We start from the raw sequence: 13,205 nt of genomic DNA, 5'->3' as shown, positions 1-13,205 counted from the left end.
AGCCACTTGTGTATCAAATGTACAAGGGTTGTCGAGTCTTTCGATGGTCGTTGACGTCGTGATTGATCAGCGCTGTATAATGAGATGCATTCTCAGCAGCTTGGATCGTGCCGGTTCATCAGCCTCAGAAAAAGAAAGGTTGTAAGAAGTCCAAGTGCTCGAAGTGGAAGGGTGGTCAGTGCAAGTGCGGGCGAGGTTGAGCGAAGAGTTCGTCTTGTTTGGCTTGGAGTTGAACCAGATTGAGTCGCATCGTTTTCGTCACTGCATCCACGTCGATCAGCTTCTGGCGTTGCATCCAGCCAAGATGCCTGCTGATCGTCGGTCTGGTGCTGCTGATGATTTCCCCGATGCGTCGGTGGGATAGGCCCGAAATCAGCGTCTGTTCAGGATTGGCACCTTGATTGCCTTTTGATTTGGCAAGCAGTAAGAACAGTTTGATCAATCGTTCCAGGCTGTCTGCGGGCTGCTTGATTTCGTAGAGGTCGAGAATCCAGTTTTCCAAATAAACGTTGGTGCTCACTGGTTGATCTTTTTGTTCAAATTCAACTTTGGATTCCTCAAGGGCTTCAATCATCAGCCTTCGGTGGTTGTTCCAACAAATTGAACTGTCGGTGCCAGCATGAATTAATGCCAATGTTGATTCGGTCGTATTATTTTCAATGTCATTCACGCAGTAAAGGCGAATAAAGCCATCAATTATCTTCAGCTGGAAGCTTCGATTTTTGCTGTCGTTCGTGATGATCCTGTGCTGACTTGATTTCTTCAGTGTGATGACTGATGTGATCAGTGTCGTCAGATCTTTTTCAGCCCGCGCCATATCAAATGCTGGTGCAGGATTTTAGAAATGCACCTTTAATAGTTGTTATAACAGTGCAAGCGTGCCCGTGATGGGTGTTGTTTGATACGCCCTCTTGGAGATTTCGGTGCAGTGCGAGCTGGGTTGAGAGCAATGCGAATCCACTGAATCAGATCCTGACCTTGCCCACTTCTGCGCGAAGCGGTGCGTTTCCTGTGCTGATCAGAATCGGCTGACGGGTGAAGATTTCGACGCGGATTCCGCTCCGCATCACAACGATCAAGGTCCGGCTGATGGCCAGGACTGAGATGACAAGGGCAGCTGGCCAGATCAAGGCCATGAACAGCGCAGTCAGATCAGCCATTGTTGTGCGGTTGCAACCTGCACTTGAGATAGCAATGGTCGCCTTGAGGAATGCTTGGTTGGATGGCTCCAACTTCTCGTTCTGGCGTGCAGAGGGATCGGGGGGTGACGGATTGAACCAAGCCAGGCACCATGGTCAACCATGTTGAATCCCATGCGTCGCATCGCCTGGCTCCTCGGGGGCGCTCTTCTTCTTGCTCCTCCCGTGTCGGGGGCGGGATTGATGGAGCTGCTCGACAGCATGAAGCCGGCCCGGCCTGAGCGGTCAAGGCTGCAGCTTCCTCCGCTTCCGTTGACGCCTGGTCGCGGCAAAAACTGGGTTGGTGACCGCATGCCCAAGCAGGGAAGCTCGATTCTGGTTCTGGCAGGTCACGCTGATTCTCAACGGATGTACGGCTCTGGAACGCCAGGCTGGGCCGTCGGTGTTGCTGGAGCCGCTCCGATGCAATCGGGAATGACGGACGAGCTCTACTGGAATCTGCGCACCGCCAGGGCAGTCGTGGCCGAGGGCAAAAAGCAAGGTCTGAACATCAGCTTCTATGACCCCGGTGTGCGCACCATTCGCAATGTGCAGGATCCCCGCACCAACTGGTCCGTGGGGCAACAGCATGCTTCAGAGGGGGGATACGTGGTGGAAATCCATTACGACGCTTACTCACCCCATGGCATCGGCGCAGGAATCATCCCAGCCGTCGCGTTCGGTTTTTCCGTGATGGATGAAGCCCTGGCGAAAGAATTCGGGGCCTATCCCTATGACTACCGGGGCATGTTGGGAGCACCTCGCAGGGGTGTCTCGATGTTGGAAATCGGCATGCTTGAGGGCGCTCTGGAGCGGGGACTTCGCGACCCACGCCAACGCAAGCAGACCTTGGACAGGATTGCTAAACGCGTTGTTTCCGCACTGCGTGAGGGCTTGGAACAAGGCACTTCACTGAGGGCGATTTGTCGCCCCACGACAGGCATCGCGGCGTATTGCCGTTAATCGCTCAGAGAGTGGTGTTCAAATAGTCCTCAAGCCGGTCCGTGGGAATGTGCTGATTGGAGACGGCGTTCCCTAAAGGCAGAAAGATGGGCATGGTGAGTTGTCCATCGATCACCAGGGGAATCAGCGGCTGACGATCGACCCGCATCTCGGCGCCGATTTTCTGAACGCAGAGCAGCTCAAGAACCCCGTCGTCGTGCTGGCGTTGGTAAAGACGTGCATTCTCAATCGTGGCCAGGTTGCAGGAAGCAAAGCCATGGTTGGCGACAACATCACTCAGCCTCAAACTTCAGAGCCCCCTTCTCTTGAGGCCATGAGCAGACCCATGCTCTGTCGGATGCGAGGCGAGATGGACCGAATGGATTGTTCGAGTGCGAGTGCCTGATGCCATTCACCGGCGGCCTGAGCAGCATCCTGCTGATCCCAGAGGAGAAGGCGTTCACTTAGCAATTGCAGCAGTGATTCTGAGTCGTTGATCGTGTTGGTTCGGTTGTTGTTTTGCGTATTTTGCATACTGATACTGTCCATGATTGAAACCAGAACATCAACGCAATGAAGGGTGTGATTGCCGAGCCGAGATGTTCGGTTCACCGCTTGGATGTTTTGGCCTAAACCTGTAGCACTGCATGCAATTCATGGCCAGGCATGCGAATGTCAAAGCCGTTCAGCAACGATCAGCAGCATGAATCAGATCCTGCTTTATGCCGACGACGTCTGGTCTGGATCCAGCTGTTTCTTGGCGAACGGTCGCCGCACCCAACACATCCGTACGGTTTTGCAAGCGGTGGTCGGCGACACGCTTCGGGTTGGGTTGTATGGCGGTGCTCAGGGGAGCGCTCGTGTTGATGTCATCGACGACGCTGGTGTGACGTTGTCTGTGCAGTTGACGCAATCACCGCCGTCAAGGCATCGCTTCGACATCGTTCTGGCACTTCCTCGTCCAAAAATGCTGCGGCGGATTTTGCGCACCGTCGCGGAATTTGGTGTGTCAAACCTGCATCTGATCAATAGTGCCAGGGTCGACAAGAGTTACTGGCAGTCACCTCTGCTGTCGCAGGTCAAGCTCAATGAAGCTTTGATTGCGGGGATGGAACGCTCACAGGACACGATCGCTCCAGTGGTGCACTGTCATCAACGCTTCCGTCCTTTTGTGGAGGATGAGCTTCTCCAGCTTTGCAACGGTCGGCCTTGCTGGATCACCGACAAGGGAGCAGCGACTGCCCTGTCGCAAACACCTGCAAGACCTGCTGTGGTGATGATCGGTCCAGAGGGAGGTTTTGTCCCCTTCGAGGTCGAGCTCGCGACCTCGGTCGTGGCAGAGCGGGTCCATCTCGGTGAACGCACTCTCAGCGTTGATACTGCCCTGCCGGCGGTCTTGGCACAGGGTCTGGCGCTGTAATCAACTCCAGATCAGCTCCAGGTGAATCGATGGATCAAGGCTGCGTTTCACAGGACATTGCTCGGCCACGCGTTGCAGCAGTGAGCGCTGTTCGTTGCTGAGCTGCTGGGGCAGTTTCAGGTGTACTCGCAGCTTTTCCACCTTGCGGGGGCCTGATTGGGTCATCTGTTTCTCCACATTTGCAGTGCTCCCCTCAATCGACCAGTTTCTGCTCTTGGCAGTAATTCCCATGATGGTGAGCATGCAGGTTGCGACGGATGTGGCAAGAAGGTCGGTAGGGGAGAACTCTTCGCCTTTGCCGGCGTTGTCGATCGGAGCATCGGTGATCAACACGGCACCAGAGCCATGGTGTGTGGCTTCACAGCGCAGCTCACCGCGATACCGACAGGAAACAGTGGGCATGAAGTCCCTTCGAATGGTTTGTTCAAGTTGACAGCACAATCCGTGACTGGTCAGTTCTTTGTGGTGAGCTCACAATGAGTTCATGTTTTGTCGCTTGTGGAACTGTTGTTATTTTAAATCTCGTGTCAGTGATTCATCTCTGTTGAAGTGTCTGATCTGATGATTTGATGATCGACTTGTTGTTGGTCGGTGGTCATCATTGAGATGTCTTTGTCTTTGCTGCTGTACTTGGTTTCGTGAGTTGAGCTGCAGAAACAAATCGATTTGCTCAACGTGCAGGATCAAGGGTTTCTGCTGACAGGTGAGCCACTGGCTCTTCGTCGGCTGATTGTCACGTCATCTGATGGCTATAACCCTGTAGCACTTCAGCATTGATGACGTCCTTCGTGGACAATGACGACTTGTCAAGTAATCCAGTATTTGCAGGGCCTCTCGTAGTTCATTAGGCGGGTTCTACCACGGTTTTTGCGAGAGCTTCAGACCTCTAATGAACCGTCTTTCCGGTAGGCATCAACGCGGAATTCATCCATGAAGGCCCTGGCCTCTTTGCGGAACATTATAGATGACATATTCATCAGGATCGATATCTAAGGACAACTGTTGCACCTGCCAAAGAAACATTTTCAATCCGTCTTTTGTAGAAGTATCAATCTCGCTGAGCAAGGTTTCTTTTCTCTTGCGTTTTATAGATGGCATTGCAATGAGTTGAGCAACTTCCATCTCAGACTTACAGGATTTAATGACAAGGCATCGTTCTGCATCTGTCAGGTTTTGCCATCCCTTTTCTTTAACCCAGTTCTTTAGGTAATCAGGATCGAAGTAAGGCCAGTGAATGGTTGTCACTTTTTAATCTCCTGAAGTTCGCGGTCGGTTGTGTTGTTGAACATCAAAAAGCGGTTCGAATTGGTTTGTGCTTGGAACGGCAGTTAGCTGCACTAGCCCGGCAGCCAGGAAGCAAGCACCAGCAATCCATGCAAAGGCAGTCGGCATAATTTCGCAGACGAATTGCGCTTCTTCTCCTTTGTCAGGCGCTGGTTTTAGATCTTGCTTGAAGGGATAGGGCTTTGTCGGTGCTCCTGGTCTGCCCTGATGGGTGCGGTTTGGGTCCCACGTGGATTCACCTAGTCTTGAATCTGCCAATGTTGGTGGATCTCTCAGCACACCATTCTCAACAGGCCACAGTTTTTTATCACGCTCAAGAGCTTCACGTTCAGCAGCTGCCTTGCGTTCTGCTTGCTCGGCTGCCTTGCGTTCATATTCAGCCACTGTGGCGTCGTGTGCAGCTTGTCTTGCCTCAACTGCCTTGGCATTGATTGATTGCAGAATCAAACTGCATTCCTTGATCTGTTCATCCGATAGGTTGAACATTTCAGACTGAGGAACACGCCATTTGGCATATTTTTTATGCAGAACTTTTTCAGTGGCTTTCATTCGTATTTCTATCATACAATCCGCCAGCTGAATGACATTCTCTGGTGGACATTCCAGCTCACGCAATCGATCATCAATACGGCTACTGCGTCCGATCTTTACTAAGCCGTTTGAGTTCGTGGCTTTGATCAAGTAAACGTAGTATTTTTTCACCGGTAATTCCCAGTCTCACTACCTGTACTTAGAAGTTGAAGTCTGCCGCGAATCTTTCCTAGCCAGCCAATCCATGGCTTTGAACCACAATGCCTTTCTACTAAATTCGCCACATATTCAGAACTCTTAGAATCATTGGAATAAGCTTCGCGTTCTACTGGATTGCGATAATACGCAGGGTGAGAATACTTGTATTGAGCTAGGTCTTGCATTCCTTCTGCAGTGACTTCTAATCCCAGTGGTACTGAGGGAGTACTAAGTGTATAAGCAAAATTACTGCATGACTGGGCCATATGAATAGCTTCATGCTTGAGGACTGATGTGAAGTATTCATAGGGGTATTCTCCAGCCTTTATTTCTATCGTGCCATTGTTTGGGTTCCACAATCCTGAGGCATCTGGCAGGCCAGCAATCGGATCGATATTAGTGACCAAGGCAATTTGGCCACCACTCCTTATGACTGCTTTGAAGACTGGGTCATCTGCCAAACCACCAAAGCTATCTTCCTGCATTCCATTGGGTGCTGATGCATTAGCAATAGAAACCAAAGAATCTTTCTGCCCTACATACAGCTTCGGCATAACTCCACTAAATACCATTGCAATGACAAGTAGTGAATAGCCAATTACATGTTTTAGTTTCATCAAAGTCTGCTGCCAGCTCAAGAATAAAATAGAAAATTGTTTTGTCGGGGGATCGATTGCAACACCCATACGGGTGTAGGTCGAGCGCATCAAGAAACTAACGATTTTCGCTTGCAGAAGCAGTAACTGGAATTGCTGTTGGCATATACAGAATACTGCTGTCATCAGTAACATAAGAACGCTTATACCCCATGTACTCAATATCCTCGCCTGTATCATATTGTGATAGCAAGGTCTTTAAGTTACGGAGTGATTTATTGAATTGATCAACCTTTTCAGTGTCAAGATCCAGAGTGTACTCTCGGCTGACGACTCCCTTAATGACGGGATTGTCTGCAGTCTTTATGTATTGATAAAGCTTTTCATTTCCGTTATATGGAATATAGATCGTAGGGTTGTTTTTTAATGAAGAGTCTAGAACAGTTAAAGCCATGTGGCTTCTCTCTTTATTGTTGAAATCGTAGTTGTAATAGTCGCTTAATTCGACTGGCAAAAATGCAGTTATCTTGGTTTCAGGATAACGAATCAAGACACTAAGGTCGCCAATTACTCGTCCATGCGATGTCCATAGAACACAATACTCACCATTTTGTTTCTTAAAAGTCTTATAGATTGATGTTTGAGTTTTTGACCCTATTTCATGGTCAGCCGAAATATATGTATATCTTCCTGCCTTGCTGTCAAATTTAATATTTTCGGTTGTCCAATTTGCAATATCTGAATTGTTTTCAGGTGAATAGTATTCTCTGAATTCGGATAGAGAAACTACATCTTTTTCACAGATTGTGTCATACCTTTTCTTTGAGTCAACGGGCGATTTTAGGTATGTAGATACTATTGACTTGGGTGAAGCGCACGAAGCCACTGCGACTCCAAGAAGACAAAGTATTAAAGGCTTGCTTAATCGGTGAAACATGACAAAGAGGTTCAGAAAATTCTTTGAGTGATGGTTTTGTCGGGAGATCGATAGCGACTACTCAACGCCCCCTGCTTTTCCCTTTCGGGTCTTGTATAGCTCTCAGCCTCGCTTTCATGGCTTCAGGCTTCCCGACATTAAAAAAATAGATGCGAATATATCTAGCTATTTGTCGTCTGGATACTCAATTGGACTTAACAACCAGTCATTAGTTATGCGCCTCTTGAAGTCGGTTTGGGGCTCAGAGTCGACAAATTTAGTAAGCATCAGTCTGCACCCTCCGCTTTGAGATATTGCATCAGCGACTTGTTGATTTACAGACGCAGAAACTCCTGTTGCCATTGAATCATATACGCGCTGAAACTGACCACTCTGTTCTTGATTCGCTTGAGCAATGAACTTCGCAGCATCGTTTCTATTAAAGTGACCACCAGTTACGAGACATCGAGTCATTGCCATCATTGCCACTTCTTGAACTTTCCAACGTTCAGATTTAGAAGAAACCGATGCAGCGCTACAACCAGCTAGTAATAGGCCTGAGCTAAGCAGGCCTGTGGTGATCAATCGAAGTTTCATTTGATTGTTTTAGATAGTGGAGGTCATCCCTCCTGGACCTCTTCACCATCGCCTGAATCAATCGGATTCACATCACCCATTCGGGTGGTCTTCCAGCCGACTGCCTCTGTTGATGGCCGCAAGGACTTCCTGGCTGACTTCTAAGGCTCCATATCACCACCCCAGGCGGGTTCGGTCACGGTCCACCCAAGCCTCTTGAGCTGGAACCACAGAGAAGCTGCATCCTCGTAACGCATTTCCCTTCAGGTTTTGAGTAGCGCAGGTCCTTCTGGCATTGGCCGCCCGTGGTCCACGTAAACCCTCTGATCTCTGGCCAAAGTGCTCTTTGGGTCCCGATGAAAACGTGCAAGCCAATAACCCTTCGGATCTGAAAGCCATCCGTCCATCGCCCATCACTAGCAAGTACGCCTGTACTACTCCCGAAAAGGGGTGGTCGTCAAGCGATTGGCTCACTTGGGGGATGGCATCGCATGCCGAGTGGCAGACACTCAATTCATGCGTTTAGCTCGAGCCATGACTTCCACCCTTGTTCTCACTGTTGCTCTTCTGGTCGGCCTAGGCATGAACCAGATCAATGAAGCTGATAAGGCCAAAAAGAAGTAGCGAGTTACCTCCTTTGGGGGATCCGCTCAGCGAGGTGTTCAGGGGATGCTGATCCCAAGCAAAGGACCGTATCGATACAGAAGCTCAATCATCTAACAATGCTGTTGGTTGGCTGTGCCGTTGCTGGATCAGGTCAGGCACAGAGCATCACTTCGAATGAATACGGCTGAGATTCCCCAGAATGAGGGATGCTTTGGGCCAGGTCTCAGGCCAAGCTGAACCCATGAACGAGCGAAATCCCCTCAAGAGCTATTGCCCTGAATGCGGCAAGCAGTTTGGGCATGCCTGGCAGTTCGTCGGCTTAAGGCAGCACTTATGGGAAGTCCATGGCATCCATGGTGAAACCACGTTCAACGGAAAGTTGCTCAAATGGCCGAAGGAGGATGTAAGCCAATGAAAAGGATTGCCGCAGTTATTGCTGGGCTTTTAATTCCAATCCCATCAGTTCAAGCTGGAGAGACTTGGGTTATGGCTTCATGGGAAATGCATGGCAAGCCTAAACCTGGAACGATTGCTGAGGAGTACAACTGGTGGGGACTGGGTTATTACATAGACCTGCAATCAGTAGTCAAGAAAGGTGATCTTGTCTTTTATTATGATGGCTGGGTCCCATTAGATAGCGATAAAAGACCCACCACGGGCATAGGATGGAACAACAAAGAATCTAAACCCAAAGACAAGTTCTTACGAATAGCAAACTGCAAAACATTGGAGTTTAAGGCTTATGAAAGCGCCAATTTCAAACAGGCAGATCCTGCTTACAGACCATTGATCAAGTTTGCATGTTCGGAGTAAACAGTGAAGCTGAAATTCCTACTGATACTGCTTTTCGCACTGGGGTTTGCTGCCTGTACTCCTCGACCCGAACCATCTGCTTCTAGCCGTGCTGAAGCGATGAAGCTCTGCGACGACAAACTTGGCGAAGCTCTGGATCAAATCAGAGATGAACGAAAGCTGTGGAACTCTGATCGTGCTCGATATCAAAAATTGGAGAAGGAAGACTTCGACAAGTATCTAGATGAGTACTACGACACATTTAAATGGACATTCCTTCTCGATGAAGAATACGAAAAAATCAATATCATCCGTGGATACTGTGATCCATCACCTAACAAAAAGTTCAAGGATATGTGGAGCGTGGCTGCTTATGTGGAATACTTAAGCAGGCCTCTAGATGGTTCTGAAGAATCAGAAGTTGACAGGGTTTATATCTCAGGTTCTTCCTACAGCTGGGATGAGCCATTCAGAAAATGACAAAATTTCTCAGGCCTTATATACGTAACCATAAGGACGCAAATACCCCCATGGGTGGGTCTACCTCCTGTGGTGGCTGTTGCCCAAGAATCAAAGAAAGCCCTTTGCTGACCTGGTCTGGAGATTATTTCTGCAGTCCTTGTGGCTCCACCGCTGCAGTTCTACGACGATGACGCAATACATAAGCATGGTCATCCCTTGTGATCCGTTGCAGCGCAGTAGATCAGCGTTGAGTTGTGGTCATTATGGGAAAGACCGGGCCTACGGTGACTCCTGACTGAAGTGGCAGGCAGGTGCACTGATCACTACTAACAGGCATCAGTAGCAATCAGCCCTAAGTGTTAGACAAGGAGGCTAATTGTTGGCAGCTACTGTCATCTGTTCTTCATATATTAAGCGCTATCTATTCGCTTTTCGCAGAGGCATGGAGATCAGCCCTAGTCATCTAAGTCTAAGTAGTCTTTGCCTTTGATAATCTGACAGATACGTGAAATGAATCTAATGAATTGAATGACTGGATTGCCTGAGCGAATTGTACTGTTGTTTGCCTTAGTAGGTCTTTCTCGGCATTCCTTACAAATCAAATAATGCCTGTCATAGTCGAATGTGTAATACATTAACCTCCAGCATGAATGGCAATACTGAGGATTAATTGGCAGTCCTAGTTGCTTATTCATGAACTGGTTTTTCATTGGCATTAGTGCACCGGCCTATTTCTATTTCTGCCTAACACTTCTCTTGTGACTTCGCTGAGTCCATCTCTTTTGCAATATCTGACTAATTCATTACTCTCTACTTTGTACAAACACTCGTAATCGCCTGACCTCTTCTGTTTGTTCAAAACTGCCATATGATGGTCAAAACATCTCATAACAGCCTTCGGACCTTTATCACTGCCTGACAAAAATGATAAATTTACTTGTGGGGTTTCATTGCTAAGGCTGAATATGTTGTTCTGCTTATCTATTAACCAATTAGATCCTCCACCCGAATATTGAGCATCCTCATAACGTTGCCTGCAATTAGCAAATTCTGCATCACGCTGCTTCCACTGCTGGTCTAACTGGGCATTAACAGGTAAACCACCTAATGCCATAGCCATCATCAAGTAATAGACTTTCATCATTCCTCCTCACAGAGGCAAATAGCTGCAAAAGCCTTTTCTCCCTTATCAATCGCAGAACTTCGTGTTCGAGTCATAGCCTTAAGTCCTTAGCTTGAAATAGTAATACTTGGATTTATTCCAATCTTCATTGTATTTTTTTTCTTGGCAGATGTAGCTCATTGGTTTGGCTACAGGATCACGGTGACATTTTCTTTGAAACGTTGATACAAACTTGCCAGAAACATCATCATAAGAGGTTTGACCACCAGAACTTTCCCAGCTACGCATATCTCTAATAAGTTCCTCAGATGAATAGAAGTACTGAACTTTTGGAGTGGAATATGTAGGGTTGGATTCGCAGCCGGAAAGGACACAAGCAGCTAACAGCAAAGGCCAAGCTTTCATCACTCCTCCTCACAAATACAGATAGCTGCACAAGCTCTTAGCTTCTTGCTGACAATAGGATGGATGGCACTGAAGTAGTGCTGAACATCTAGCTCCTCCAGGTACTGCTGTAGATCCTGAGATGACGCTGACTCAAGGTCCCTCCAGTACGACTGCTCGACTTGCTGTTGGTTCAAGGTGACTTGTGCTCTCTTGTCACCCTCGCAGTGCTGTATCTGGAGCACATCCCCCGTTGGCACCAAAGCTGAACCTTCTAAATGGCTCGAATGGGGGATGCGTATCCCCTGCCCTTTCACAGATCATTCAATAAAAACCACTAGCCATGAACCAATCCACACTCGAAAGACGAGCCAACGGCAAAACGTACAGAGCTGGGGTGCTTGTCTTTCTGTTGACCATCTTTGGCAGTATTTCCATTCCAAAAGCCAAGGCTCATTTTGACTTTGGCTGTGATAAATATGAGCTTGGCTACCAATATAATATTGAACACGAAGATTTCGACTGGGATAAATGGCAAAAGTGTTTGAAAAGGTCTGCTAAAAATGCCGGCTTCCTGACCTGCGAAGAAGGATGGCAGTCTTCTACTTACAGGGGCCCATGCATTATGACCGATTCAAAAGGTATTGTTAGGCAGACAGAAGTAGTAAGAAGGTACAGGCATATGTACCCTATACCTTTCGTTCATCCAATTGCTAACGAAGGGAACTGCAGAGGTAATAGTTATGATTTTTATTACAAGCAAATTGCCAAAGATTATGCCAATGCTCACCCGAATATTGTAAGCAAATATGTAAGAGGACATGACAAAAAAGCACGACAATTAAATCAAACATTTGCTAGCAAATGGAGACAGTCTTGCATGAGAGAGTCGTGCAAGTTCAAGCCAATGCCTCCCTATGGCCCAGGCTGGCAGAGGATTGGATTTTTTGGGCAAGATTCCGCCAAGAACTGCTTCGATACTTTTGTAAGACTTGCGTCAAGAAGAGGGAGTCAAATAGAAATAGATTTTGACCGCAACTTCAGGTATGGTTCATACAATGTGAAGTCATACTTGAAGCAGACAAGCTTTGTCAGGTGCAATTCCTGGGAGTCTCTTAGTTCATACGGAAGCAATTGGAGACCAATACAAAGCAATACAGCTGTTGACATAGCTGCGAAGAAGTTTTGCGCTTAAGCAGATGAAACGCTTCGCACCACTACTCATTGCAATTGCTTTCATCGTCACCGCTTGCAGCTCCCAGAGCTACGGCTCGATGCGAGAGGCAGTGATTACTTCAAATGACTACATGACAATGGCTGGCAAGTACACAGAGACCTATTCAGAGCGAGTGAGGAAGTCATACATCTCACCACCTGCTGAGATGGAGTGCAATGGTCCATTCACCACGCAAGAGTGCAACGAGTGGAATTGGGAACACAACTACGAAAACGTTTCAAAGACACGCGAGCAAAACATCGTCAACTGTGTACATGAAGAGAGGCAGATCGTCTGCTTCGACAGCAGAGACAACAGCAACTACAGGTACTTCAGGTTCTAAGTCTCGATACGACATTCCCTGAGCGACGCCTGCAAGCCCCTTGAGCATCTCTCTTGGGGCTGTTTAGCATGTAATCCTATCCAGCAGATTTAACAGGCCTTAGAGAGGCTTGCAGATAGGAGATTGCTAACCCTGCCTATCAAGGGTAACAGTCACCCCCTCACTATAAGAGGGGGCAAAACCTGATTAATAGAGGAACCAATTGCAAACCCACCCCTATAAGGTTGATACGCTTTCCTCGCCTCTGGCTATTACAGGGGAAGACCGCAAAGGCGGGTTCTTAAGAGGAGCCTTGCAAAGGCGGCCTAATACAGGGACAACCGCAAAGGTCTCCTATTAGAGAGAAGGAAAACTCTTTATCAAACCCATCAACGAAGCACAGCCGATCAGGGAACTGATTAGCTGAGATGTAAAAGGGACACGATGAAAGCACAGCGACTGTGTGGAGTAACTCGTGTCTGGTCTGATGATGACCCAACAGGACTCGGCTTAACAGCACCGGATCTAGACGTGAATATTATCCCCAACCCTCGTATGACACTGGCTGTGGCATCAATGGGCGACCTCTACCTCATTTGAAATGGGTAGCGACGATGGGCTTTGCCAGTTAGGAAGACTCTTGAAAAAGAGTTTCTACC

General features: G+C 48.0%; 19 protein-coding genes. 7 read left to right on the top strand and 12 right to left on the bottom strand.

The genetic code is table 11. The features are described 5' to 3' along the window. Window positions 1-175: 175 nt before the first annotated feature. Together SynMITS9220_RS07635 and SynMITS9220_RS07630 are read right to left on the bottom strand one after the other, a co-directional pair. The gene (locus tag SynMITS9220_RS07635) at window positions 176-817 is read right to left on the bottom strand and encodes a helix-turn-helix domain-containing protein (RefSeq protein WP_186988346.1); all 642 of its coding nucleotides are present in this window, start codon (window positions 815-817) and stop codon (window positions 176-178) included. A 148-nt stretch (window positions 818-965) separates the two neighbouring features. Beyond that, a complete protein-coding gene (locus SynMITS9220_RS07630; protein ID WP_186988344.1) occupies window positions 966-1,160 on the bottom strand; it encodes a hypothetical protein in 195 nt (64 codons plus the stop codon). A gap of 153 nt (window positions 1,161-1,313) precedes the next feature. Here SynMITS9220_RS07630 and SynMITS9220_RS07625 point away from each other — a divergent pair, with 153 nt between their 5' ends. Continuing rightward, the gene (locus SynMITS9220_RS07625; RefSeq protein ID WP_186991999.1) at window positions 1,314-2,141 is read left to right on the top strand and encodes a dehydrogenase; all 828 of its coding nucleotides are present in this window, start codon (window positions 1,314-1,316) and stop codon (window positions 2,139-2,141) included. Window positions 2,142-2,145: 4 nt separating this feature from the next. Here SynMITS9220_RS07625 and SynMITS9220_RS07620 read toward each other — a convergent pair whose 3' ends face one another. Then, on the bottom strand, window positions 2,146-2,427 hold the full coding sequence (locus SynMITS9220_RS07620; RefSeq protein WP_186988342.1) for a hypothetical protein: 282 nt from the start codon (window positions 2,425-2,427) through the stop codon (window positions 2,146-2,148). Beyond that, window positions 2,424-2,669 carry a hypothetical protein gene (locus SynMITS9220_RS07615; protein WP_186988340.1) on the bottom strand — a complete coding sequence of 82 codons (246 nt, stop codon included), beginning with the start codon at window positions 2,667-2,669 and terminating at the stop codon, window positions 2,424-2,426. The genes SynMITS9220_RS07620 and SynMITS9220_RS07615 overlap by 4 nt, the downstream gene beginning before the upstream one ends. Window positions 2,670-2,823: 154 nt before the next feature. On the opposite strand from SynMITS9220_RS07615, the gene SynMITS9220_RS07610 reads away from it, so the two are divergent. After that, window positions 2,824-3,540, top strand: coding sequence for a 16S rRNA (uracil(1498)-N(3))-methyltransferase (locus tag SynMITS9220_RS07610; RefSeq protein ID WP_186988338.1), 717 nt, complete (start codon window positions 2,824-2,826; stop codon window positions 3,538-3,540). On the opposite strand, the gene SynMITS9220_RS07605 is transcribed toward SynMITS9220_RS07610, so the two are convergent. From SynMITS9220_RS07605 to SynMITS9220_RS13500, 6 genes are all read right to left on the bottom strand, one after another. After that, window positions 3,541-3,942, bottom strand: a complete 402-nt coding sequence (locus SynMITS9220_RS07605) for an OsmC family protein (protein ID WP_186988336.1) — start codon at window positions 3,940-3,942, stop codon at window positions 3,541-3,543. Between the two features lie 522 nt (window positions 3,943-4,464). Further along, window positions 4,465-4,785 (bottom strand): hypothetical protein, encoded by a 321-nt coding sequence (locus tag SynMITS9220_RS07600; RefSeq protein WP_186988334.1) that lies wholly within the window; start codon window positions 4,783-4,785, stop codon window positions 4,465-4,467. Window positions 4,786-4,788: 3 nt separating this feature from the next. Further along, window positions 4,789-5,526: a GIY-YIG nuclease family protein gene (locus SynMITS9220_RS07595; protein WP_186988332.1), complete on the bottom strand. Its 738-nt coding sequence runs from the start codon at window positions 5,524-5,526 to the stop codon at window positions 4,789-4,791. Then, window positions 5,523-6,260, bottom strand: a complete 738-nt coding sequence (locus tag SynMITS9220_RS07590) for a hypothetical protein (protein WP_186988330.1) — start codon at window positions 6,258-6,260, stop codon at window positions 5,523-5,525. The genes SynMITS9220_RS07595 and SynMITS9220_RS07590 overlap by 4 nt, the downstream gene beginning before the upstream one ends. A gap of 7 nt (window positions 6,261-6,267) precedes the next feature. Further along, window positions 6,268-7,035 carry a hypothetical protein gene (locus SynMITS9220_RS07585; RefSeq protein ID WP_186988328.1) on the bottom strand — a complete coding sequence of 256 codons (768 nt, stop codon included), beginning with the start codon at window positions 7,033-7,035 and terminating at the stop codon, window positions 6,268-6,270. An 869-nt stretch (window positions 7,036-7,904) separates the two neighbouring features. Next, window positions 7,905-8,048, bottom strand: coding sequence for a DUF1651 domain-containing protein (locus tag SynMITS9220_RS13500; protein ID WP_370594322.1), 144 nt, complete (start codon window positions 8,046-8,048; stop codon window positions 7,905-7,907). Window positions 8,049-8,488: 440 nt separating this feature from the next. Between SynMITS9220_RS13500 and SynMITS9220_RS07575 the strand changes: the two genes are divergently transcribed. From SynMITS9220_RS07575 to SynMITS9220_RS07565, 3 genes are all read left to right on the top strand, one after another. Further along, window positions 8,489-8,662, top strand: coding sequence for a hypothetical protein (locus SynMITS9220_RS07575; RefSeq protein WP_186988326.1), 174 nt, complete (start codon window positions 8,489-8,491; stop codon window positions 8,660-8,662). Then, window positions 8,659-9,060, top strand: a complete 402-nt coding sequence (locus SynMITS9220_RS07570) for a hypothetical protein (RefSeq protein WP_186988324.1) — start codon at window positions 8,659-8,661, stop codon at window positions 9,058-9,060. Before SynMITS9220_RS07575 ends, SynMITS9220_RS07570 begins: the two co-directional genes overlap by 4 nt. Window positions 9,061-9,159: 99 nt before the next feature. Further along, window positions 9,160-9,519 (top strand): hypothetical protein, encoded by a 360-nt coding sequence (locus SynMITS9220_RS07565; protein ID WP_186988322.1) that lies wholly within the window; start codon window positions 9,160-9,162, stop codon window positions 9,517-9,519. A 697-nt stretch (window positions 9,520-10,216) separates the two neighbouring features. Here SynMITS9220_RS07565 and SynMITS9220_RS07560 read toward each other — a convergent pair. Next, complete coding sequence (locus SynMITS9220_RS07560) at window positions 10,217-10,645, bottom strand: hypothetical protein (RefSeq protein WP_186988320.1); 429 nt, start codon at window positions 10,643-10,645, stop codon at window positions 10,217-10,219. A gap of 78 nt (window positions 10,646-10,723) precedes the next feature. Then, the gene (locus tag SynMITS9220_RS07555) at window positions 10,724-11,029 is read right to left on the bottom strand and encodes a hypothetical protein (RefSeq protein WP_186988318.1); all 306 of its coding nucleotides are present in this window, start codon (window positions 11,027-11,029) and stop codon (window positions 10,724-10,726) included. Between the two features lie 322 nt (window positions 11,030-11,351). On the opposite strand from SynMITS9220_RS07555, the gene SynMITS9220_RS07550 reads away from it, so the two are divergent. Further along, window positions 11,352-12,203, top strand: coding sequence for a hypothetical protein (locus SynMITS9220_RS07550; RefSeq protein WP_186988316.1), 852 nt, complete (start codon window positions 11,352-11,354; stop codon window positions 12,201-12,203). Between the two features lie 4 nt (window positions 12,204-12,207). Next, window positions 12,208-12,567: a hypothetical protein gene (locus SynMITS9220_RS07545; RefSeq protein WP_186988314.1), complete on the top strand. Its 360-nt coding sequence runs from the start codon at window positions 12,208-12,210 to the stop codon at window positions 12,565-12,567. The last annotated feature ends 638 nt before the right edge of the window (window positions 12,568-13,205 follow it).

The sequence above is a fragment of the Synechococcus sp. MIT S9220 genome (genome assembly GCF_014304815.1).
GTDB lineage: Bacteria > Cyanobacteriota > Cyanobacteriia > PCC-6307 > Cyanobiaceae > Synechococcus_C.
The sequence above is the reverse complement of the archived record's forward strand: the minus strand, read 5'-3'. Positions and strand labels throughout refer to the sequence as shown.

What these genes read in the sequence shown, in the direction of transcription:
- SynMITS9220_RS07635 (WP_186988346.1), bottom strand. Translation starts at nt 817, where the DNA reads ATGGCGCGGGCTGAAAAAGATCTGACGACACTGATCACATCAGTCATC.
- SynMITS9220_RS07630 (WP_186988344.1), bottom strand. Translation starts at nt 1,160, where the DNA reads ATGGCTGATCTGACTGCGCTGTTCATGGCCTTGATCTGGCCAGCTGCC.
- SynMITS9220_RS07625 (WP_186991999.1), top strand. Translation starts at nt 1,314, where the DNA reads ATGCGTCGCATCGCCTGGCTCCTCGGGGGCGCTCTTCTTCTTGCTCCT.
- SynMITS9220_RS07615 (WP_186988340.1), bottom strand. Translation starts at nt 2,669, where the DNA reads ATGGACAGTATCAGTATGCAAAATACGCAAAACAACAACCGAACCAAC.
- SynMITS9220_RS07610 (WP_186988338.1), top strand. Translation starts at nt 2,824, where the DNA reads ATGAATCAGATCCTGCTTTATGCCGACGACGTCTGGTCTGGATCCAGC.
- SynMITS9220_RS07605 (WP_186988336.1), bottom strand. Translation starts at nt 3,942, where the DNA reads ATGCCCACTGTTTCCTGTCGGTATCGCGGTGAGCTGCGCTGTGAAGCC.
- SynMITS9220_RS07590 (WP_186988330.1), bottom strand. Translation starts at nt 6,260, where the DNA reads ATGCGCTCGACCTACACCCGTATGGGTGTTGCAATCGATCCCCCGACA.
- SynMITS9220_RS13500 (WP_370594322.1), bottom strand. Translation starts at nt 8,048, where the DNA reads ATGGACGGATGGCTTTCAGATCCGAAGGGTTATTGGCTTGCACGTTTT.
- SynMITS9220_RS07575 (WP_186988326.1), top strand. Translation starts at nt 8,489, where the DNA reads ATGAACGAGCGAAATCCCCTCAAGAGCTATTGCCCTGAATGCGGCAAG.
- SynMITS9220_RS07570 (WP_186988324.1), top strand. Translation starts at nt 8,659, where the DNA reads ATGAAAAGGATTGCCGCAGTTATTGCTGGGCTTTTAATTCCAATCCCA.
- SynMITS9220_RS07565 (WP_186988322.1), top strand. Translation starts at nt 9,160, where the DNA reads ATGAAGCTCTGCGACGACAAACTTGGCGAAGCTCTGGATCAAATCAGA.
- SynMITS9220_RS07560 (WP_186988320.1), bottom strand. Translation starts at nt 10,645, where the DNA reads ATGATGAAAGTCTATTACTTGATGATGGCTATGGCATTAGGTGGTTTA.
- SynMITS9220_RS07555 (WP_186988318.1), bottom strand. Translation starts at nt 11,029, where the DNA reads ATGAAAGCTTGGCCTTTGCTGTTAGCTGCTTGTGTCCTTTCCGGCTGC.
- SynMITS9220_RS07550 (WP_186988316.1), top strand. Translation starts at nt 11,352, where the DNA reads ATGAACCAATCCACACTCGAAAGACGAGCCAACGGCAAAACGTACAGA.
- SynMITS9220_RS07545 (WP_186988314.1), top strand. Translation starts at nt 12,208, where the DNA reads ATGAAACGCTTCGCACCACTACTCATTGCAATTGCTTTCATCGTCACC.